We start from the raw sequence: 19,929 nt of genomic DNA, 5'->3' as shown, positions 1-19,929 counted from the left end.
CAACACTTAGTCTTTCCGCCGGCTGGGGCCGCGCGCCGAACGACGGGTTGGCACCCCCAGCGTCCGGCCCCGACGGCCCGCCCCGAACACCGACAACCCCTGCTCGACGTCCGCGATCGTGGCATTTTCGCGGAACCGGGACGCGGCGAGCCGGGCATCGACCCGGCGGGCAAAGCCCTGGGCGGAACGGGCTATCGGCGTGGCTCCCGCCGCCAGGTCCCACCACCACAATCCGCCGACCTGCCGCTCGACAACGAACTCACCCCGCTCCACCTCACGGTGGACGCGCTCGATCGAGGCGACCGCGAGTTCCAGCGCGCGGAATTGATGAACGGAAACTCCCAGGACGCGATTGTTGCCGGCCAGCAGGCGCCAAGCGATCAGTCCCTGATCGACGCGGTAGCACTGATAGCGGGCCCTAATCACGATGGCCGATGATCATCGGATAAAGCGACACGACGCCTTCCCAAGTCGACATCATTGGCAACGTCGTCACGCTAGGCAGCAATCACCGGGACCTACCAGGTCCGGTACGTTCTGTGAACACTAACGTCGAGTTAAGGGAAAGTTTCGATACTCGACGGTCGCTGGGAATCTCCAGGTAGTCGACACGATGGCTGGTCGGACTGCGGCCGAGCCGGCTCGGCCGTGCGCCCGCCCGCGCGCTGTGGTTGCGTCCCGCGGTCAGGGGCTCGTGACGATGACGAGTTGCTGCGTCGCCCGCGTCATCGCGACATAGCGGTCGACCGTTGCTTCGACACCCTCGCCGAACGCCTCCGGGTCGACGAGGACGACCAGGTCGAACTCGAGCCCCTTGGACAGCTCAGGGGTCAACGACCGGACCCGGGCCGTCGCCCGGAACGCAGGGTCGCCGATGACGCAGGCGATCCCCTCGGCATGGGCGGCGAGCCAGCTGTCGAGGATCGAGCCCAGATCCGAAGCAGATCCGTGTACGACCGGAACGCCACCGCCGCGGACCGAGGTCGGCACATTGGCGTCCGGGAGCACGGCCCGGATGACCGGCTCGGCTTCCGCCATGACCTCTTTCGGCGTCCGGTAGTTGACGCTGAGGGAGGCGAGGTTGACCCGGTCGAGCCCGACGCGCTCGAGCCGTTCCTGCCACGACTCGGTGAACCCGTGCCTGGCCTGGGCACGGTCCCCGACGACGGTGAAGCTCCGGGACGGGCAGCGGAGCAGCAACATCTGCCACTCCGCGTCGGTCAGCTCCTGAGCCTCGTCCACGACGATGTGCGCGAACGGGCCGGCGAGCCGGTCCGGATCCGCGCCGGGCAACGCGGCCCCGTCGTCCAGGGCCTCCCGCATGTCCTGTCCACGCAGCATCGTCAGCACACCCTCACCGTCGTCATAGACGTCGGCGTGGAGCAGGTCGTCGACGACCGTGGTCATCCGCGCACGTTGAGCGGCGACAGCGGCGTCGTGCCGGCGCCTGCGCCGCGATGCCTCCGGGTCGCCGAGCCGCTGCCGGGCCGCGTCCAGGAGCGGCAGGTCGGACACCGTCCACGCCTGGCCGTCCGCGCGCTGCAACTTCCGCACCTCGTCCGTGGTGAGCCAGGGAGCGCACCTGCGCAGGTAGGCGGGGACCGACCACAGGTCCCCGACGAGTTCAGCCGCCTCGAGCAGCGGCCACGCGCGGTTGAAGGCCGTGACCAGCTCCCTGTTCCGCAGCAACGACCTGCGGAGCAGGTCAGCCGGGGCGTCGACGTCGTGCTTGTCCATCAGGATCGCGAGCAGCTCCGCCCAGATCTGGTCGCGCGCCTCGTTGTGCGGGGTGCCGGGATCCGGTGCCTCGAACGCCTCGGCCCAGTCGTCGGCGCTCAGCCGGATGTCGGACCAGTCGGTCGCGACCGTCATCCCCTTGGCGGGCGGCTCCTCATAGAACCGGACGGCCGCCTCGATCGCCTTCACCAGGTCCGCGGACGACTTCAGGCGGGCCACGTCCGGGTCGGTCTCGATCGCCGCCGCGGCCCCCTCGGCGACCAGATCCCGCAGGGTGCAGATCTGCACGTCCTCCTCCCCGAGGCTGGGCAGGACGTCGCCGACGTAGGCCAGGTAGGGCTGGTGCGGACCGACGAACAGCACGCCTCCCCGGCGGTGTCCGAGGCGAGGGTCGGCGTAGAGGAGATACGCGGTGCGGTGCAGCGCGACGACGGTCTTCCCCGTACCCGGACCGCCGTCCACGACGAGAGCGCCACCGGATCCCGCCCGGATGATGGCGTCCTGGTCGGCCTGGATGGTGCCGAGCACGTCCCGCATCCGGGCCGTCCGGTTACCGCCCAGGCTGGCGATGAAGGCGGACTGGTCGTCGAGCGCGGCGTGCCCTTCGAGCCCGTCCGGGGTGAACACCTCGTCCCAGTAGTCGGTGATCCGGCTGCGGGTCCAGCGATACCTGCGGCGGCTCGCCAGACCCATCGGGTTGGCGTGGGTCGCCCCGAAGAACGGCTCGGCCGCGGGAGAGCGCCAGTCGACCAGCAGCCGGCGGCCCGCGCCGTCCGTGAGGCCGAGTCGTCCGATGTACACCGGCTCGGGGTCGTCCGCGCGGACCATGCGGCCGAGGCACAGGTCCAGGCTGAAGCGACGCAGAGCGCGCAGGCGAGCCGTCAGCCGGTGGACCGACTGGTCCCGGTCCAGCGCCTGCTGGCCCTTGCCGCCGGGGGCCTTCCGCTCGGCGTCGAGGCGGTCGGACAGGTCGGCGACCGACTGCACGAGGCTCTCCGCGATGGCGGCGAAATGCTGCTCGTCGCCGGCGATCAGGGCCGGGTCGGCCTTGAGAGAGAGGTGTTCGGGTAGATCGAACGCACTGGCGGTCGACGGGTTCACGTACATCAGCTCCGATCTGAGGCCGGTCATGACCAGTTGGGCGCGGCAAGTGCCTGAACCGGCGTGACGACGACTCCGGGTCGCATCGACGCCGGCACCCGCCCTTCGCGGCTCACATTTCCGCAGGTCCTGGCCTCGGCCGGGTGATTCTGCGGCACCACCCGGGTCTTGCCGCAAGCCCCCCGGTGCGCTATATGTTGGGAGTGGCGGGAGGTAGGGCACGACCTCCCTTTCCCTTTGTCGCCCACCGCGATCGAGATCAACGTGCAAAGCGGCGGCCCCTCGCGTACGGCGGAGAGATCCTCGATGGAGGGTCGGGCCGATGCGGCCCGACATCGATAGGTAGGCTGCGTTCCCGGCCGTGATCGGTGTGAGCTGAGGGGACAGCACGTGACCTTGCCTGGCAGTGAGCCTGAGGAGTTCCGGGCCTCGTGGCGGCAGACGTGGCAGACACACATCAGGCCGTTCCTGACCTCCAACATCTTGATCGCACTCATCACGTGGGTGCTCGGCTACGTGTTCGGCGGCCCGGTTCTCTCCGTGCTGCTGCCGGTCGGCCTTGTCACCCTGATCACGCTGCTGCATCGAGTCGCCAGCCGCGGGCATGGCCTGCGGCTGTCCGCCACCGGCGTCGAGTTCCTGCGCCGTGACGGGGTTGTCGTGCGGATGCGGTGGGCCGATATCCGGGAGATCACCGTGCTGGCGCAGCGCCGTACCGGGGCCGTCGCACCCACCGCTGCCGCCCGGGCGATCGTCGCTGCCGACGTCGCGGCGTTCGCCGCCGCCAACACCGGCCATGGGATCGTCGGAACCGGCGAGGTGCTGACCCGGGCACAGGTGGCGCAGCAGCGCCAGGCCGGCCCGGTGTGGCAGCCGCTCGGCGAGACCAGCAGCGAGGCGTTCCTGCGCCTCACGCTCATCGATCGTGATTGGCGCGCCGGCCGCATCGGCGACTGGTTCCGGGTGTACCGGCCCGACCTCGCGCCTTGACATTCCCCCCGCTCTAAAGTGCGGGATCCCTCCGCACTGACTGCGATCCGTACGCCCCCTCGCTGTCATCGGTCACGGCCACCCGGACAGCGGGGCTGGCGCACCGCTTCAGGCCGCGCACTTTATCGAGGGCTCCACCCGCCACGATGGGAATTGAGGGTTCCAGGAGCCACCTGGGACGCAGGTTCGGCGGCGTGCCCGAGCTGTCACTCGCGTCCGCGTTCACGGTCTTTGAGGTTCCCCAACAACAGCCAAGACCCACCCCCTTGACTGGCCCCGCTCATTCAGGGATGACAAGTGTGAAAAACCTAGCGACCAGAGATCGTTTGCCGAGTGATTGACAGTCGGTACTTCCTCAGCTCACGTCGCCGGTGCCCCGGCTCACAGCGGTGAGCCGGGGCAGTGGCGACCTGCGACGTCAGGACGTCGCCCTGGCGGCGTCCTGGATCAGGTCCGCGACGATCCTCGGTTGACTGATCATGACGACGTGGGACGCGGTCGGCACTTCGATGACCTTGCGGGCGTTCGCGCGGCTGTACATGAAGCGTTCGCACGCGGGTGGGATCGCCTTGTCCTGGCCGGCGACCAGCCCCCACGACGGGATGGTCCGCCACGCGGCGGCCTGGGTCGGGTAGATGAAGGAGTCCGCATCGAACGGCCGCTGGGTGGCATGCAGGAGTCGGAACGTCGCCGTAGGAATGTCGGCGGCGAAGGCCGCCTGGCCGTCCTTGCTCAGATACAGGTCGGTTCCGGTGGTGCCGTCGGCCTTCGTGTAGGGGACCGGGACGCTCACGGGAAGAACCTCGCTGCCGGGGAACTTGTTGATGAGATCCCCCTGCGTCTCGCCCACATCGGGCACGAACGCTGCGATGTAGACCAGAGCCTTGACGTTGCTCTTCCCGGCTGCAGCGTTGGTGATGACGGTCCCACCCATGGAGTGGGCCACTAGCACGACCGGCCCGCTGATGGAGTCCAGCAGGCTCCCGATGTACGGGGCGTCGGTGGGGATGCCCCTCAGCGGGTTTGACCCCGCGACCGTGATGTAACCCTCGCGCTGCAGCTCCGAGATGACCCCGTTCCAGCACGACGAGTCGGCGTAGCCACCGTGCACCAACACGATGGTCGGCTTGATCTTCGCACCCGACCTGCCCGCCTGGGCCGTCGCGGCGGTCGCCGCGTCCGCCCCGAGCGGAGTGGCCATCAGCGCTGCCGACCCGGCCAAAGCCGCGCCAGTCGCCAACACCTGACGGCGTGAGACATTCGGTGCCATGGTGATCTCCTCATTTCACTGAACTGTGCTGACTTGGTTGGCGGCGCCATGCGCCGCATGGCGAGGCAGTCCCACCCGCAGCCCCGAGGGCGGACCAACCCTGGTCCACACCGGGCTGGGAGCCTGTCTCTACGCCTCCTGATGACCTCGGCCGTAACCAGGGGGTTAGCTGGACTTGCGCCGCCACGCCGGCTCGGTGACCCCACCGGCCAGCGCGCCGACCCCATGGCATCTCGGAGTCGGCCAAGAACGCGGACTCGTCGGCTGGTAGGAGAGGCCGGACGGCGTCTGGCGTGGTGTCTACTGCTGCGGGGCGCCGGCCGCGGCCTGCGCAATGACGCTCGCCACCGCTTCTGGCTGCGACAGGTAGACGGAGTGGCTGGCTGCGATCTCGGACGCGGTGGCGCCGGCCCTCCGGGCCATGGCGTGCTGCGCCGGTGGCGGGATCATCTGGTCATCGGTGGCGACCAGGTACCAGCTGGGCTTGCTCCGCCAGGCGGGTTCGGTTACCGCGCCTTCCAGCGCGCTGGCGCCCCACGGGACCTGGGAGTCGGCCATGAACTCGGCCTGTGGGGCCGGCAGGTCCGCAGCGAAGGAAGCCGGGAACTTCTCGCGGTCGAGGAAGAGGAACCCGTTTTGCGGGGGCAGGATCGGCGGTACCGGCGCGCCGGGCGGCGGGTCGGCGATGAGTGTGCTGACCGATTCCCCTTTGTCCGGGGCGAACGCCGCGACGTACACCAGCGCGGCCACGTTCGGGTGGGTGCCGGCCTCGGTGATGACCGCACCGCCGTAGGAGTGGCCGACCAGCACGACCGGTCCGTCCTGGGCGTCGATGATCTGCCGGGTGGCTTCGACGTCGCCCTGCAACGACAGGGTCGGGTTCTGCACGATGCTGACTCGGAAGCCGTCCCGGGTGAGTGATTCATAGACGCCCTGCCAGCCGGAGCCGTCGACGAATCCTCCGTGTACGAGAACAACATTTCGCAGCGTATGTGTGCCCATGGCGGTCCCTGTTCCTCTCGTAAGTCCGGGGCAATGCCAGGACGGTAAGTCGCCGTGCGCGAGCGCCGCGTACGTCATTTGACTTCAGTTCGTGACGCAGGTTTCTGGCAGACAGCTCATGGGGAGTCCGGCGGGCCGTTGCTGTGGCGAGCGGAGTACACGCCGCTGACCTGGCGTTTCGTCCCCACCGGGCAGGGCATTGCCGGGACAATCGCGTCTGCTGTCTGGATACTGCTACGGGCCTTCTGCGGTCTGTCACCGGCTGCGAGGATGGGTCTGATGTCGATCGCTGTGAACAACCTTGGGCCGCTGTTCGGTCGAGACGCCGAGACCGAGCTGCTTGGCTCGCTGCTTGGTGGAGTCCGGAGTAGCGGTGGGCCGCTGGTGCTGTATGGAGAGCCGGGAATCGGCAAGTCCCGGCTGCTTGCCGTGGCGGCTGCGGTTGCGCGCGAACGCGGCTTCACGGTGCTGAGCACGACCGGGGTGCAGTCCGAGGCGCATCTGGCATTTGCGGGCCTTCACCAGCTGCTTCGCCCGGTGCGTTTCCGCGCGGCGGACTTACCGGCGGCGCAGCGTGCCGCGCTCGAGACTGTCTTCGGGCTGGCGCAGGAGTCGGCGCCGGAGCGATTCCGGATCGCGATGGCTGTTCTTGATCTGCTCTGCGAGGTGGCGACCGACGCACCGCTGCTGGTCCTGGCCGAGGACGCGCATTGGCTTGACCGCCCGACGACCGAAGTGCTCGCGTTCGTCGCCCGCCGCATACAGTCCGATCCGATCGTGCTGGTGGTCGCCGCGCGCGAGGGTTACCCGTCGCCGCTCGTTGATGCCGGACTGCCGCAGCAGCGCCTCAGCGGTCTCGCGCCCGCCGACGCGAAGACACTGCTGGACGCGTCCGCGCAGGAGCTCTCCACGGTGATCCGTGACCGCGTGCTGAGCGAGGCCGCCGGCAATCCTCTCGCGCTCATTGAGCTGCCGACCACCGCGGCACGACTGGAGCCGATCGCGCCAGGCTCGCTGCCGCTCACGCAGCGGCTCGAACAAGCCTTCGCCGCCCGGGTGTCGGATCTGCCGGAGATGACCCGGCTGCTTCTGCTGGTCGGGGCGCACAGCGACGACGAGCGCGTCAGCGAGATCCTCGAGGCCGCGGGCGCGGTTGCCGGGACCACGTTGGGGCTCGAGCTGCTCGAGCCGGCGGCCGAGGCCGCGATCGTCGACCTTGACCTGCACACGGTGCGCTTTCGCCACCCGCTGATCCGCTCGGCGGTGCGCCAGAGTGCGAGCCTGTCGCGGCGCCGCCAGGTGCACGAGGCGCTTGCCGAGGTACTGCGCGCCGAGCCGGACCGGCGCGTGTGGCATCGCGCTGCATTGATCAGCGGCACGCATGAAGAAATCGCCAAGGAACTGGAGGAGGCGGCCGGACGCGCGAGGCACCGCGGTGCACTCGCCGTCGCGGTCACCGCTTTGCAGCGGGCAGCCCAGCTGAGCTCGTCCAAGCAGCGCGTCCGGCGCCTGCTCGCCGCGGCGCAGCTCGCCTTCGAGCTCGGCCAACGCGACGTCGTCACGCCGATACTGCGTGAGGTGGAGCACCTCGATCCCGATCCGATCGAGCGAGCTCGCGCCACGTGGATTGAAGAAGTCGTCCACACGCGGCCACTTGGCGACACGCCACGTGCCGCAGCACTGATCGCCGCCGCCGAGCATGCGGGCAAGGCGGGTGATCACGAACTACAACTCGACATGGCCTGGATTGTCGCCACCCGGGCCTGGATGGTGGATCCGGCACCCTCGGCACGCAGAGTCCTTGTCGAAGCGGCGAATCGCTTGGGTGATCCGGCATCCGCCGACCTACGGATCCTTGCGATCCAGGCCTATGCCGACCCGTTCCGGACGGCACCGGCAGTAGTCGAGCGCGTCCGCGCAGCCGCGACCGATCTCCACCGCGATACCGACGCCGTCCGTCTCCTGGGCCCGGCAGCTGCAGTCGTGGGGGACTTCGATCTCGCTGCGAGATTCCTCGGTGAGGCGGTCGAGGGTCTCCGAACGCAAGGACGGCTCGGGCATCTGCCGCGCATGCTCACGCTGCAGGGAAGTATGGCAGCGCAGGTCGCTGACTGGGCCGTAGCGATTCCCGCGGCAGAGGAGGCTCGGCGCCTGGCGACAGAGCTCGGCGAGCCGCAATGGATCGCAGCAGCCGACACAGTCGATTCGATCATCGCCGGAATCCGAGGCGATCCGGACGCGGCTGAGCGAGCCGCGGCCCGGGCCGAGCGTATCGCGGTGCCGACCGGGGCGAACATCACCGTCGCCTTCGCGCAACTCGGTCGGATCCTCGCCGCACTCGGAGCGGGCAGGCACTCCGACGCCTACGAGGTGGCCGAACGCCTCTTCGATCCGGCGAGTCCGGCACACCACCCGATTGTCGCGTGCTGGCTCATCGGCGATCTCGCCGAAGCTGCACTGCACACCGGCCGGATCAACGAAGCACGAGCGCGCGTAAGACAGGTCGAATCAGCATCCGGCGACATCCCGGGGACCTGCATCGCAGTAGGACTGCTGCACGCACGCGCATTACTCGCCCAGGACCCCCAGGAGGCCGCGGTTCGCTTCGAGGGGGCACTCGGCGCCGACCTCAAGCACTGGCCGCTTCAGCGTGCCCGGCTCCTGCTTGCACACGGCCAGTGGCTACGGCGCCAGCGCCGAATCGCCGAATCGCGCACTCCGCTGCGGGACGCCCGCGATGCCTTCGACGCCATGGGCTGCGCAGCCTGGAGCGACCAAGCCCGCCGAGAGCTTCGAGCGTCCGGGGAGGCCAGCCGGCGATGCGACCTCGCCGCCAGCGACCAACTGACCGCTCAAGAGCTTCAAATCGCCCAACTCGCCGCCCAAGGGCTCTCAAACAGAGACATCGGACAGCAGCTGTATCTGTCCCACCGGACGATCGGCACACACCTCTACCGCATCTTTCCGAAGCTCGGGATTACCAGCCGCGGTGAACTTCGCTCGGCCCTCTCGGCGCGCATAGCACTGCGAGGACCGTAGGAGAACAGGATCGGCGCAGGGAAGTCCGGCGGCTGTCCGTGGCCATGGCAAAAAGCTCTGATCCACCTTTTGTGGAGCAAGCGGTGAGTGCGTCTGTTGAGACAGCGAAAGGGCCAGCACGGTTCGGGAAGGGGCCGACGGAAGGACCCGGACCACGGGTACCCCGCCGGCGGGCATAACCCCCGGAATCACTGCGGAATCAGACAATAAACCTAAAGCCGCCCTGATGCTACTTCATCGCCCCGTAAGCGGCATTGGGCCGCTGGCTGAGCTGCCGAAACTGCCGTCTCACGTTTGGCTCCGATCTGACGTCTACAGAGCGCAGAGAAAGGAACCGCAATGAGCACGCGACACACACTGGTGACAACATCTCTCGGATCGGTCACGATCGTCGCGAGCGGTGACGCGATCATCGGCCTCTACTTCCGCCATCACATCCGTCGGCCCGCGCAGGAAACGTTCGGGCAGGAAGTGACGACGGCCGAGGATGCGCTGCTTGCCGGGGCGACTGAGCAGCTGATCGATTACCTCGGCGGCAGTCGACGTGAGTTCGACCTTCCGTTCGACGCCTCGGGTGATGCGTTCCAGCGCGCCGTGTGGAGTATCGTCGCCGAAATCCCGTTCGGTGAGACCGCCGCCTACGGGCAGATCGCGGAACGGCTTCGCCACAAGTCCCTGGCCTACCGCGTCGGCCAGGCGGTCGGCGCGAACCCGTTGTGCATCTTCGTGCCGTGTCACCGCGTCGTCGGCGCGAATGGGAACCTCACTGGCTACGCCGGCGGGCTCAAGCGGAAGCAGGCGCTTCTGGAGCTTGAGGAGCCCGCTCAGGTGCGCGCCGGACGATTGTTCTAGCGAATCTCACGAAAGAGTCGCCTTCGCCGTCTTCAATGGGATGGATATGAAACAGCCGTTCGAATCAGTGGTCGCGCAGCACAGCGTCACGGTGCTGCGCGTCTGCCGAACGCTCCTCGGAGTGCAAGATGCGGACGACGCCTGGTCAGAGACCTTCCTTGCCGCGTTGCGCGCCTACCCGGACCTTCCGGAGACCGCGAACGTCGAGGCCTGGCTCGTGACCATCGCCCGCCGCAAGGCGATCGATGTCCACCGGGCCGCGAAGCGCGACCCGCTGCCGGTGGAGACATTGCCGGAAGCGCCGACCTCAATCGGAATCCCGGGCGCCGACGACGCCGATCTCTGGGAGTTCGTCGGCCGTCTCCCCGGCAAGCAACGGCAGGCGATCACCTTTCGATACCTCGCCGGCATGTCACATGCGGAGATCGCGGCGATCCTCGGCGGAACCGTCGAAGCGGCACGAAGAGCCGCCGCCGACGGACTCAAAACCCTCAGAAAGAACTATCCGGGCGCAAAAACGAAAGGAGCAGTCCAATGAGCGACATCCGCAACGATGACGCCCTCACCGCCCTGTCGGCGCCCATCGACCCCGAGACCCTGGCAAGGCTGCACGCCCGACTCGAGAACGAGGCGCAGGCCGAAGGTCTCGTCGACGTCGCATACACGACCGTTGACAGCCCGGTCGGGAAGTTGCTGCTCGCAGCGACCACGAAGGGCCTAATCCGCGTCGCCTACGCCCGCGAGGACCACGACCGTGTGCTGGAGAACCTGGCCGAGAAGGTCAGCCCCCGCATTCTGCGCGCACCGAAGCGACTCGACGACGCAGCGCGCGAGCTCGATGAGTACTTCGACCGCCGCCGGAAGGTCTTCGACCTGGCGCTCGATCTGTCCCTCTCCCGCGGCTTCCGGCAGCTCGTCCAGCAGCACCTCCCGGAAATCGGATACGGCCAGACCCGCAGCTACCGGGAGGTCGCCGAGCTCGTCGGCAACCCCAAGGCCGTGCGCGCCGTCGGCACCGCTTGCGCCACCAACCCGCTGCCCGTCGTCGTTCCCTGCCACCGTGTGCTCCGCGCCGACGGCACTCTCGGCGGCTACATCGGCGGGTTCGATGCCAAGACCACCCTGCTTGAGCTCGAGGTCGCGGCATGACCGCCAAGAAGAAGCCCCCCGCGAACCCCTGGCGGAAACGCGTCGGATCCGCGGACTGGGCCGCCGTGGCAGTCGAGATTGACGAGTACGGCGGCGCCTTGCTCCCGCAGCTCCTCGCCCCCGAGGAGACGAAGGAGATCCGCGAGCTGTACGACAGCGATGAGCTGTTCCGCAGCACGATCAACATGGGCCGGCATCGCTTCGGCGAAGGACAGTACCGATACTTCGCGGCACCCTACCCCGCGCCGATCGAGGCGCTGAAGCAGGCTCTCTACCCGAGGTTGCTGCCGATCGCCCGTGACTGGTGGACCAAGCTCGGCCGGCCCGCCCCATGGCCGGACACCCTCGATGAGTGGCTGCAGATGTGCCACGATGCTGGGCAGACCAAGTCGTCGGCGATTCTGCTCCGCTACGGCAAGAAGGACTGGAACGCGCTGCACCGCGACCTCTACGGTGACCTCGTCTTCCCCCTCCAGGTGGTGATCAATCTCAACGAGCCCGGAGTTGATCACACCGGCGGCGAGTTCCTCCTGCTGGAGCAGCGGCCGCGGGCGCAGTCCCGCGGCACGGCCACACTCCTACCGCACGGTCACGGGTATGTCTTCACCACTCGCGACCGTCCCGTCCGCTCCGCCCGCGGCTGGTCGGCGGCACCGGTGCGGCATGGGGTCTCCGCGATCCGCTCCGGCGAGCGGCACACACTCGCCCTCGTCTTCCACGACGCGGCATGAGCACCACGAAGACCTACACGCTCATCGGCGCGGACGGGCGCCCCCACTCGTCTCCCGTCAAGGGCGAGTGGGGCGGCCACAGCGGCAGCAAGACCTACGGCCGGTTCGACTGCCCCGCCGCGCTCCGAGCGATCGCGCGAGACGGCTACGTGAGGCAGCGCGTCTTCTTTGCGGACGAGGCGACCGCGATTGCCGCAGGCTACCGGCCGTGCGGGACATGCTGCAAAGACCGCTACCAGGCGTGGAAGGTCGCACGGGAGAGAGGCGAACCGTGGACGCCCTGGTGAGCCCGCTCCTTCATGGTTGGCGGGGAATCCGCCCCCCGCATGCTTGGGCGGCGACAGAGGCGGAAGTCGAGGCGATCACGGCACTCGCCTGGGCTCGCGGCGCAACACGGTTAGCCATCGGATCGGGTCGAGCGGACGGCGACCTCACGACGGTACGCGCTATCGCGACATGGTGGGAAGCGCTCGGCGGCGAGATCGCCTCAACCCTCACCTGGCCGGAGACCGCCGCGTCGTGGTTGCGGCAGGCCACCCGTTTCACCGCTGCCAATCCAGATCTGTGGATCATGACAGGCTCCCCAGTCGGATGGGCGCAGATGACCCGCAGGCTCCTTTGGTCGACCAATTGGCGGCCGACTCGAACCATCCTGACGGCGGCGCTGTCCGAGCGGAAGGCGCTCGATCTCGTCGGCCTCGTCAACCTCAATGGAATCACCGGCGTCACCGAATCAGGCGGCGCCTGGCAGATCGAGAACGAGGTCATCACAGCACCCTATGTAAGGACTTGACGATGACGCTCTTCACTCCGGACCTCGACCCGGGAGAACGCAGCGAACCCGGGGCCGATGCGATCCTCATCCCGAGTTGGCTCAACATGGAGCAGCAGGAGTGGATCGTGCGCCAGTTTCACCGTTGGACGCAAGGGCCCGTTCCCATTCGGGCCGCAACGGTCCGCGGCCACAAGATGTCCGTGCGCACCGTGTGCCTGGGCTGGCACTGGCAGCCCTACAAGTACACGCGAGAAGCGACCGACGTCAACGGCGCCCGAGTCCTCCCGTTTCCGGACTGGATGGTGCGGCTCAGCCGGCGCGCACTTCGCGACGCCGGCTACCCCGAAGACGAGGTGAACGCCCACACGCCGGACACGGCGCTCGTGAACTACTACGACGATTCCGCACGTCTGGGCATGCACCAGGACAAGGACGAACGCTCCCTCACCCCGGTTGTGTCGCTGTCGATTGGTGACACCTGTACGTTCCGCTTCGGCAACACGGCGAACCGCGGAAAGCCCTACACCGACCTGCGCCTCCGCTCCGGGGACCTCTTCATCTTCGGCGGAGCATCCAGGCTCGCCTACCACGGCGTCACGCGCGTGCATCCCTTCACCGCCCCCGACGGCTGCGGCCTGGATACCGGTCGGATCAATATCACCATGCGCACCACCGGACTCACCGACTGACGGAGAAGCAGCACAGCAATGAACAAGGCACCCGAAGACCCCGGCGTCGTGATCGGCGAAGACGGCCTGGCCCGACCCGCGTGGGCGTCGGTCGATCCAATGCTGCGCGACTACTACGACACCGAATGGGGCATGCCCGTCACCGACGAACGCGGCGTCTACGAGCGAGTCACGCTCGAAGGCTTCCAAGCGGGCCTGTCCTGGGCCACGATCCTCCGCAAACGCCCCGCATTCCGCTCCGCGTTTGACGATTTCGATCCCGACGCGGTCGCCGCCTACACCGAGCGCGATGTCGAACGCCTCCTCGCAGACACCGGGATCGTCCGCAACCGGCAGAAGATCGAAGCCGCGATCCGAAACGCCCAAGCGACGCAGAAGCTCCGCGACCACACCGGCCTTTCCGCGCTCATCTGGTCGTCCAAGCCGGCAACGACCCCCCGCCCGCGGACCTTCGCCGATATCCCCACCACCTCGCCCGAATCCGTCGCCCTCTCGAAAGAGCTGCGCAAGCGCGGATTCGCGTTCGTCGGCCCGACGGCGATGTTCGCGCTCATGGAGGCGATCGGCATCGTCGACACGCACCTGATCGGCTCGCACCGACGAGGCACCTCCGGCGTCTGGCCAGAATGAGCACGATCCGTCTCGACGCTTCCAGGCCGTTCCATCACGATGCTGCGCTCGCGATGCTCGCAGCGCATGCCGTTCCCGGGGCTGAAACACCGACCGCGAAGCGTCAACGCACACCAGAGCCCTGCCGAGCACGGGCGGGCCGACCGTCGTCACAATCACCTTCGACGCCAGCGGCGTGTGCGTCGACCTGGATGCCGACGACACAACAGCCGCCGAGGTGTCGCGGCGAATCCGGTCCGGGCTCGATCTCGACACCGACACTGAGTGATGTGATCGACAACCTCGGCCGAATCATCGGTATCGTTTTCGAACCCGGTAAGCTCGCGCACATCGCCTGGGGTGGCGAACGTCGCGTCGGCCTCTCGATCATCGAGAACGACGACGATCGCCGCTTCGACGTACTCACCTTGATCGAGCCCAGCCAACGTCACCGCGGCCTGGCGACCGCGCTCAAGCGCCATGCACCGCTCGCCGGGCGGCAAGCCGGCTGCACCGCCCTGTAGACGCCGGGCGACATCCGTTCCGAGTTTTTCTATCTGTCGCTCGGGCTGCGACCTGAGTAGAGAAGCCCCGGCGGCCGGTCTCACGAAACACCCGCCAGGCGCGTCTTCCCAGTATCGGCGGCCAGCAACCAGCTGGCGATCCCCTAGAGGAGACAAGGGACGACATTATGTCGCTGCAAGAGAACAAGGCCATCGTCGGACGCTGGTTCACCGAGTTTTGGGGCAACCCCTGGAACCCTCGGGTCATCGACGAGCTCGCGCACCCCGACATCCGCTTCGAGTACTCGCTGCACAAGCCCATCCGCAGTCGCGACGAAGTGCGGGCGTTCGCCACCAACTTCCGCACCGCGTTCCCGGACCTCAACTTCTGGGGCACCGCCGACCTGATCGCCGAGGGCGACTACGTGGTCGGCCAGTGGGAAGGCGGCGGCACCCACACCGGGCCGATCGCCTTCGACGACGTGCCCATCGGCTCGGTGCCGGCGGCGTCCGGCAAGACGCTCCGCTTTACCGGCACGACCGTCCTCAAGGTCGTCGACGGACTCATCGTCGAAGAGGTCGGACTCGACGACGGCGTGAAGGTCCTCCAGCAGCTCGGCATCATCCCCACCGAGTAGGTCGGCGAGCACGCCGTTGAAGGCAGAGAGGGGTCGAGCGACGTGCACGGCCCCTCCCTGCACAGTTCTCGGCCTAATGGATCTCGGCATCGCAATTGCGGTGGCGTCGTCTGGGTTGAGGGCGGCGGCGTAGGTCCTGCCGTCGTGGTTGCAGGCGTCTTCGATGGCTCGGGTGGCGCGAACTGGCTGATCGCGTGCTCAAGGAGCACCTTCACCGCGGAACCCGACTCCCTGCTCGCGAGGGCGCTAGGCATCCTCCTGAGACCGAATCGATGCCCTTGGCGAAGAACGTGCCCCACGGGGCGTTGAGGTGTCCGTCGGGGGTGCCGCCCGCTTGGGGTGTGAGGTCCTTCTCCGGGTAGACGCTGGCGACGGCGATCGCGCCGCCGGGATTGACCGGGCGGGCAGCATCGGCGAGCACCTGGTCGGCGCGCTCGCGGTCGGGGTGGGCGCGGTCGTGGGCCTGGAAGCCGACCGCGTCGACGGCCTTATCCACACCCAGCAGCTTCTCCTCCCCCAGCGGCAGGCCACGGCGGGCCCGGTCCCCGCGGATCTGCTCGACCGGATCACCCTGGCGGAAGTCGATAGGCACCGCCCCCAGGTCTTCGGCCTTGTCCAACCGGGCGTCGACCTGATCGACGCAGTAGACGGCGCGGGCGCCGAACACGGCGACGGTGTCCCCGGCGCGGACGTCGGCGAGGGTGGCGGCCGCGCGCCAGCCGGTGACAAACGCGTCGGCGAGCAGCACGAAGTCGTCCTCGTACGCGTCGCCCGGCTCTCCCGCCACGGGCAGGCAGTTCGCGTCGGCCCACGGCACGCGCAGCAGTTCGGCCTGCGCGCCCGGGTAGGGGCCCATGCCCGCGTAGCCGTACGCGGCGCCAGGCCCCTCGGTCCGTGCCCGCAGGCACAAGGCGGACAGGCCGCGGGCGCGCATGGCGCAGATGCCGCAGAACAGGTGGGTACGCCACGATAGACGACAGCTCTCATGCCTCACGCCCTCTTCATCGGCGAACCGCAGCCGTCAAGTCGCTGCCGTCCACACCTGCGACTCGCCCGCCTGCCGTGGAGTCCGGTTGAGTGCCACCCGTACCGAGTCGTGCGGTTCGGGGCGTGGTGCGCCAGGGCCACGAGTACCGGACGCGCGACGGCCGGGTCGGGCCCGGTCAGGCCGCGACCCGCTCGCGATGAGGTTCGCTGATCATCGTCATCGTGTGCGCGGTCCACGGGGCGACGAGGCGCTTGTCGATCTCGCCGCGGACAATGCGGTAGAAGTTGGACGTGTTCATGTGTTGGTCGAGAACCGCCTGATCAGTCCAGTTCTCGTAGAGGAACATGACGGACGGGTCCTCGACCGACTGGTATAGGTCGTAACCCAGGCACCCGGGCTCGGCGCGGGTGATCCCGACCATTTCCAAGTGACAGTTGCCGACCGCGGCCTCCTCGCCAGCCTTGATCGTGAAGAACGGCACGAGGGTCACCTGAGCCGGCGAGTTCGCGACCAGCCGTGGGCGGTCGGATCGGGTGTCGGGTTCCGACAGCAGCCGCACGCGCCACAGGGTGTAGGGGGCGACGATCTCGCCCGCGACGATTTCCGCGAGACACCGCCGAACCTGCTCACTCGCCAGATGCGCGTCCAGGGCCTGCTCGTCCGCCCAGTTGCCGAGCACGTAGAACGCGGCCGGATTGTTCCTCAGCTGATGCACGTCGTAGCCGAGGTTGCCGCGTTCCTCCCGGACCGCCCTCCCGAGCTGCAGAAGGGCGTCTCGGACGGCGTCCGCGCGCCCGGGACCGGCGATGAACTGAGCCAGGACCGCCGGCCGGGGCGATGGAGGCGGCACCATTCGCTCGCTTCGTCCGCGTTCGTTTCCCACCACCATCGCCCCCTTCCCGGGCCGGAGCGTGCTGCTTGTGCCTCGTTGTCACCTGCGACCTGCCGGCATCGCAGCCCGGGCCTCGACTGCCGACATGACGAGCAGTGCGGCTTCGTCCGGGTGAGAAACCATCGCGAGGTGGCCGGCAGGGACCTCGGTGGCGGTCGCGCCCATGCGGCTGGCGAACATGCGCTGCGCGTCCGGCGGGATTGCCTCGTCCTGTGCGGCGATCAGGTACCAAGACGGTAGCGATCTCCAGGCCGGGACACCCATCGCTTCGGAGAAGGCAGAACTGGCGATCGGCTGCTGTACGGCGTGCAACACCTTGGCCTGGACCGGGTCGACGCCGGACGCGAAGTGCTGGACGACGTCGTCCAGTTGCTGCCAGATGAAGCCCTGCTTGTCGGTGAACCGGTGCTCCAGCGCTGGCGGTGTAGGGCCTTGCGACAGCAGTGCGCCGAGCGGTTCCCCTTGGTCCAGCCCGAACGCCGCGATGTACACCAGCCCGACCACGTTCGGCGCGTCGGTGCCGAGGGCGGTCATGATCTGGCCCCCGTAGGAGTGTCCGGCCACAATCGTCGGTCCGTCCTGCAAGGCCAGGACCTGGCGTAGCCGGGCGACATCATCGGGCGTAGAGGTCATCGGAAACTGGGGTGCCGTCACGTGGTGGCCGGCGGCTTGTAGACGCTCGACAACGCCGCTCCAACAGGAGCCATCGGCCCAGGCGCCATGGACGAGGACGATGTCCGGTCCGCCATTCATGGGGATTCCTTCCCTACTGGGTGGGATGTTCGTTCCTGCCCACGCCGGCCTGCAGGCAACGGCGGACATCCGCAACGCTGACGGTGCACGCCGCCCGAACCAGCGGCAGTCCTGCAGCGAGTACCAGATCGGCCCGGGCGTAAACGTGGTCGGGGCGAGCCGTCGTGAAGCCGTGAGGTTGGCACCCACCCGGCCATCGGATCGGGAAGGATGCCGGCGCGGGCCCGAATGGTGTCCAGCACGCTCGGAGGAGTCCGGATGACCGAGTTGTTCCCGCCGATCCCGCTGTCCGCCTGGACGGACTCGAAGGAAACCGTCCACCGCTAGCGCACACCACAACCCGCTCAGCCACGGCCCTAGCCGCATCGAGCGACTCACCCACCATGATCAGCCGCCCATGCCGAAACAAAACCACAGGCAACACACCGGCAGCACACTACCGCCGGAGCGGTGACGCACGTGATGCCCTGCAACGCCGCCCGCTCCCTCACATCCACACCAAGCACCATAGAACACCCTCGATTACCAAAGACGCCCCGCACGCCAGCAGTTGATTACCCCGGAGCAGGCGAGGTGGCTGCGGGACATGATGGTGTCGGGCCGACTGCCAAGGTGGGACACCTGGTTCCCCGACGGCGCCCTCGACGATCTTCTGCCCGACCCAGGCCAGCGGAGCCAGGTGCTGCACCGCTCACCCGAGCTGCCGTGGAAGGTTGTCGCTGAGGTGCTGCCCACGCCGGGCAGGGCGTGGCACAACGCCAGGCGCAGCTACCTCCAGCTGAGCGCCGCGAACCAGGCCACGGCGGAGCAGGCGGAAGAGCGTGGGTACCGGGTCCGACGCATGGAGGCCGATTATCTGGCGCTGGTCACGCAGCCCGCGATGGTCTCGGATCTGCTGCTGTCGGCATTGCGGACGTAGCCCGGCGTTGGTGGGTCTCGTACATTCTGACGGCGACGATCAGGCCGGACACGGCGGTGAGGGCGGCGACGGTCCAGACCGCCGCGCGTACCCCGAGGGCGTCGGCGACGACGCCGGCCAGCAGGGCGCCGACTGCGAACCCGCCGTCACGCCAGAGCCGGTAGATGCCGACGGAGCGGGCCCGCCAGGCCGGGTGGGCGACGTCGCCGATGGCGGCCAGCAGTGTCGGGTAGACCATGGCGGTGCCGGCGCCGAGCAGGGCCGCCGCGACCGCCCACAGTTCGAAGGCATCTCCGATGGCGATCAGCGCCAGACCGACGGCCTGGACCCACATTCCGGTGGCGATCAACCACTTGCGTCCCCACCGGTCCGACAGTGCGCCGGTGAACAGCTGCCCGACGCCCCAGACTGCCGGGTAGAGCGCCGCCAGGACGCCGATGCGCCCGACGGAGAGGCCGGCGGCGGCGAACAGCACGGGGAACAGTCCCCATGCGAGGCCGTCGTTGAGGTTGTTCACCAGCCCAGCCTGGCTCGCCGACGACAGCGCGGGCTCCCGGAAGCTGGTCTGGGCGAACACCTGCCCGTTGCTCAGCCCGTGATGCAGGTGGTCGTGTCGGCCGTCGGCACGGGCGACGTGGTCGGCGGCTTCGAGGTGGGCGTGCCCGCGGGTCTCCCGCACCACGAACCTCGACAGGCCGAGCCCGAGCGCCGCGAACGCGACCCCGAGCAGGAAGGGCGCCGGGCGCAGCCCGTACGCCTCGGCGAGGTACCCGGTGGTCAGCGCGGTCGCGGCGACCGCGCCGTAGCCGGCGGCCTCGTTGAGGCCCATCGCGAATCCGCGCCGGGCCGGACCGACCAGGTCGATCTTCATGATCACCGTGGTGGACCAGGTCAGGCCCTGGCTGATGCCGAGCAGCACGTTGGCGGCGACGATCCATCCCCAACTCGGTGCCCAGATCAGCAACAGCGGTACCGGGACGGCGATCAGCCAGCCGGCGACCAGCACGGGTTTGCGGCCGTACCGGTCGGACCAGGTGCCGGCGAAGTAGTTGGTGGCGGCCTTGGCCACGCCGAACACCAGGATGTAGGTCAGCGCGGCGGTGTACGCGCTGAGGTGGAACGTCCGCGTGGCGAGCAACGGCAGGACGGTGCGTTCCTGCCCGAGCATCCCACCGACGAGCGCGTTGACCGCGACGAGCAGGATGAACTGCTCCGCGTTCTGTCGCAGGCCCAGGACGATGGGGCGGGCCGGGGCGGCCGGGGTGGTCCCCACGTTCAGATTCGTCATCACG

At 68.4% G+C, this 19,929-nt stretch carries 21 protein-coding genes; 13 read left to right on the top strand and 8 right to left on the bottom strand.

The genetic code is table 11. From position 1 onward, the window contains the following. Positions 1–6: 6 nt before the first annotated feature. Complete coding sequence (locus ACIRG9_RS29270) at positions 7–426, bottom strand: hypothetical protein (RefSeq protein WP_402862925.1); 420 nt, start codon at positions 424–426, stop codon at positions 7–9. Between the two features lie 258 nt (positions 427–684). Further along, complete coding sequence (gene helR, locus ACIRG9_RS29265; RefSeq protein ID WP_402862922.1) at positions 685–2,868, bottom strand: RNA polymerase recycling motor ATPase HelR; 2,184 nt, start codon at positions 2,866–2,868, stop codon at positions 685–687. A gap of 510 nt (positions 2,869–3,378) precedes the next feature. On the opposite strand from helR, the gene ACIRG9_RS29260 reads away from it, so the two are divergent. Continuing rightward, positions 3,379–3,828, top strand: a complete 450-nt coding sequence (locus ACIRG9_RS29260) for a hypothetical protein (protein ID WP_402862919.1) — start codon at positions 3,379–3,381, stop codon at positions 3,826–3,828. A 418-nt stretch (positions 3,829–4,246) separates the two neighbouring features. On the opposite strand, the gene ACIRG9_RS29255 is transcribed toward ACIRG9_RS29260, so the two are convergent. Further along, the gene (locus tag ACIRG9_RS29255) at positions 4,247–4,939 is read right to left on the bottom strand and encodes an alpha/beta hydrolase (protein ID WP_402862916.1); all 693 of its coding nucleotides are present in this window, start codon (positions 4,937–4,939) and stop codon (positions 4,247–4,249) included. 459 nt (positions 4,940–5,398) lie between these two features. Further along, entirely contained in the window at positions 5,399–6,100 is a 702-nt protein-coding gene (locus ACIRG9_RS29250) for an alpha/beta fold hydrolase (protein ID WP_402862913.1), read from the bottom strand. Positions 6,101–6,379: 279 nt separating this feature from the next. On the opposite strand from ACIRG9_RS29250, the gene ACIRG9_RS29245 reads away from it, so the two are divergent. From ACIRG9_RS29245 to ACIRG9_RS29195, 11 genes are all read left to right on the top strand, one after another. Further along, positions 6,380–9,139: an ATP-binding protein gene (locus ACIRG9_RS29245; RefSeq protein ID WP_402862910.1), complete on the top strand. Its 2,760-nt coding sequence runs from the start codon at positions 6,380–6,382 to the stop codon at positions 9,137–9,139. 339 nt (positions 9,140–9,478) lie between these two features. Continuing rightward, a complete protein-coding gene (locus tag ACIRG9_RS29240; protein ID WP_402862907.1) occupies positions 9,479–9,991 on the top strand; it encodes a methylated-DNA--[protein]-cysteine S-methyltransferase in 513 nt (170 codons plus the stop codon). A 46-nt stretch (positions 9,992–10,037) separates the two neighbouring features. Beyond that, a complete protein-coding gene (locus tag ACIRG9_RS29235; protein WP_402862904.1) occupies positions 10,038–10,529 on the top strand; it encodes an RNA polymerase sigma factor in 492 nt (163 codons plus the stop codon). Further along, positions 10,526–11,140 (top strand): methylated-DNA--[protein]-cysteine S-methyltransferase, encoded by a 615-nt coding sequence (locus ACIRG9_RS29230; RefSeq protein WP_402862901.1) that lies wholly within the window; start codon positions 10,526–10,528, stop codon positions 11,138–11,140. Before ACIRG9_RS29235 ends, ACIRG9_RS29230 begins: the two co-directional genes overlap by 4 nt. Before the next feature lie 65 nt (positions 11,141–11,205). Further along, positions 11,206–11,871: a 2OG-Fe(II) oxygenase gene (locus tag ACIRG9_RS29225; RefSeq protein ID WP_402862898.1), complete on the top strand. Its 666-nt coding sequence runs from the start codon at positions 11,206–11,208 to the stop codon at positions 11,869–11,871. Further along, positions 11,868–12,158 (top strand): metal-binding protein, encoded by a 291-nt coding sequence (locus tag ACIRG9_RS29220; RefSeq protein ID WP_402862895.1) that lies wholly within the window; start codon positions 11,868–11,870, stop codon positions 12,156–12,158. The genes ACIRG9_RS29225 and ACIRG9_RS29220 overlap by 4 nt, the downstream gene beginning before the upstream one ends. Further along, positions 12,143–12,664, top strand: coding sequence for a hypothetical protein (locus ACIRG9_RS29215; protein ID WP_402862892.1), 522 nt, complete (start codon positions 12,143–12,145; stop codon positions 12,662–12,664). Before ACIRG9_RS29220 ends, ACIRG9_RS29215 begins: the two co-directional genes overlap by 16 nt. A 2-nt stretch (positions 12,665–12,666) precedes the next feature. Continuing rightward, complete coding sequence (locus ACIRG9_RS29210) at positions 12,667–13,335, top strand: alpha-ketoglutarate-dependent dioxygenase AlkB (protein ID WP_402862889.1); 669 nt, start codon at positions 12,667–12,669, stop codon at positions 13,333–13,335. A gap of 18 nt (positions 13,336–13,353) precedes the next feature. Beyond that, a complete protein-coding gene (locus ACIRG9_RS29205; RefSeq protein WP_402862886.1) occupies positions 13,354–13,965 on the top strand; it encodes a DNA-3-methyladenine glycosylase I in 612 nt (203 codons plus the stop codon). Positions 13,966–14,234: 269 nt separating this feature from the next. Further along, positions 14,235–14,468 carry a hypothetical protein gene (locus ACIRG9_RS29200; protein WP_402862883.1) on the top strand — a complete coding sequence of 78 codons (234 nt, stop codon included), beginning with the start codon at positions 14,235–14,237 and terminating at the stop codon, positions 14,466–14,468. Positions 14,469–14,635: 167 nt separating this feature from the next. Then, entirely contained in the window at positions 14,636–15,085 is a 450-nt protein-coding gene (locus ACIRG9_RS29195; protein ID WP_402862880.1) for an ester cyclase, read from the top strand. A gap of 211 nt (positions 15,086–15,296) precedes the next feature. Here the strand turns inward: ACIRG9_RS29195 and ACIRG9_RS29190 are convergent, their stop codons facing one another. The 3 genes from ACIRG9_RS29190 to ACIRG9_RS29180 all read right to left on the bottom strand — a co-directional run bounded on the left by ACIRG9_RS29190 (position 15,297) and on the right by ACIRG9_RS29180 (position 17,718). Further along, the gene (locus ACIRG9_RS29190; protein WP_402862877.1) at positions 15,297–16,019 is read right to left on the bottom strand and encodes a hypothetical protein; all 723 of its coding nucleotides are present in this window, start codon (positions 16,017–16,019) and stop codon (positions 15,297–15,299) included. Positions 16,020–16,248: 229 nt separating this feature from the next. Then, positions 16,249–16,962 carry a putative quinol monooxygenase gene (locus ACIRG9_RS29185; RefSeq protein ID WP_402862874.1) on the bottom strand — a complete coding sequence of 238 codons (714 nt, stop codon included), beginning with the start codon at positions 16,960–16,962 and terminating at the stop codon, positions 16,249–16,251. Positions 16,963–17,004: 42 nt separating this feature from the next. Continuing rightward, positions 17,005–17,718, bottom strand: coding sequence for an alpha/beta fold hydrolase (locus ACIRG9_RS29180; RefSeq protein ID WP_402862871.1), 714 nt, complete (start codon positions 17,716–17,718; stop codon positions 17,005–17,007). 586 nt (positions 17,719–18,304) lie between these two features. Here ACIRG9_RS29180 and ACIRG9_RS29175 point away from each other — a divergent pair. Next, complete coding sequence (locus tag ACIRG9_RS29175; protein ID WP_402862868.1) at positions 18,305–18,637, top strand: hypothetical protein; 333 nt, start codon at positions 18,305–18,307, stop codon at positions 18,635–18,637. Here ACIRG9_RS29175 and ACIRG9_RS29170 read toward each other — a convergent pair. Continuing rightward, on the bottom strand, positions 18,585–19,925 hold the full coding sequence (locus ACIRG9_RS29170) for an MFS transporter (protein ID WP_402862865.1): 1,341 nt from the start codon (positions 19,923–19,925) through the stop codon (positions 18,585–18,587). The genes ACIRG9_RS29175 and ACIRG9_RS29170 overlap by 53 nt on opposite strands. Positions 19,926–19,929 lie beyond the last annotated feature (4 nt).

The sequence above is a fragment of the Micromonospora sp. NPDC093277 genome (assembly GCF_044765245.1).
Lineage (GTDB): Bacteria > Actinomycetota > Actinomycetes > Mycobacteriales > Micromonosporaceae > Micromonospora.
Note: the sequence above shows the minus strand (reverse complement) of the source record. Positions and strands in the feature narration are given on the sequence as shown.

Excerpts from the sequence above, each read along its gene's own strand:
- helR (WP_402862922.1), bottom strand. The coding sequence starts at position 2,868 with ATGACCGGCCTCAGATCGGAGCTGATGTACGTGAACCCGTCGACCGCC.
- ACIRG9_RS29250 (WP_402862913.1), bottom strand. The coding sequence starts at position 6,100 with ATGGGCACACATACGCTGCGAAATGTTGTTCTCGTACACGGAGGATTC.
- ACIRG9_RS29245 (WP_402862910.1), top strand. The coding sequence starts at position 6,380 with ATGTCGATCGCTGTGAACAACCTTGGGCCGCTGTTCGGTCGAGACGCC.
- ACIRG9_RS29240 (WP_402862907.1), top strand. The coding sequence starts at position 9,479 with ATGAGCACGCGACACACACTGGTGACAACATCTCTCGGATCGGTCACG.
- ACIRG9_RS29235 (WP_402862904.1), top strand. The coding sequence starts at position 10,038 with ATGAAACAGCCGTTCGAATCAGTGGTCGCGCAGCACAGCGTCACGGTG.
- ACIRG9_RS29230 (WP_402862901.1), top strand. The coding sequence starts at position 10,526 with ATGAGCGACATCCGCAACGATGACGCCCTCACCGCCCTGTCGGCGCCC.
- ACIRG9_RS29220 (WP_402862895.1), top strand. The coding sequence starts at position 11,868 with ATGAGCACCACGAAGACCTACACGCTCATCGGCGCGGACGGGCGCCCC.
- ACIRG9_RS29210 (WP_402862889.1), top strand. The coding sequence starts at position 12,667 with ATGACGCTCTTCACTCCGGACCTCGACCCGGGAGAACGCAGCGAACCC.
- ACIRG9_RS29205 (WP_402862886.1), top strand. The coding sequence starts at position 13,354 with ATGAACAAGGCACCCGAAGACCCCGGCGTCGTGATCGGCGAAGACGGC.
- ACIRG9_RS29195 (WP_402862880.1), top strand. The coding sequence starts at position 14,636 with ATGTCGCTGCAAGAGAACAAGGCCATCGTCGGACGCTGGTTCACCGAG.
- ACIRG9_RS29190 (WP_402862877.1), bottom strand. The coding sequence starts at position 16,019 with ATGCGCGCCCGCGGCCTGTCCGCCTTGTGCCTGCGGGCACGGACCGAG.
- ACIRG9_RS29185 (WP_402862874.1), bottom strand. The coding sequence starts at position 16,962 with ATGGTGGTGGGAAACGAACGCGGACGAAGCGAGCGAATGGTGCCGCCT.
- ACIRG9_RS29180 (WP_402862871.1), bottom strand. The coding sequence starts at position 17,718 with ATGAATGGCGGACCGGACATCGTCCTCGTCCATGGCGCCTGGGCCGAT.
- ACIRG9_RS29175 (WP_402862868.1), top strand. The coding sequence starts at position 18,305 with ATGATGGTGTCGGGCCGACTGCCAAGGTGGGACACCTGGTTCCCCGAC.
- ACIRG9_RS29170 (WP_402862865.1), bottom strand. The coding sequence starts at position 19,925 with ATGACGAATCTGAACGTGGGGACCACCCCGGCCGCCCCGGCCCGCCCC.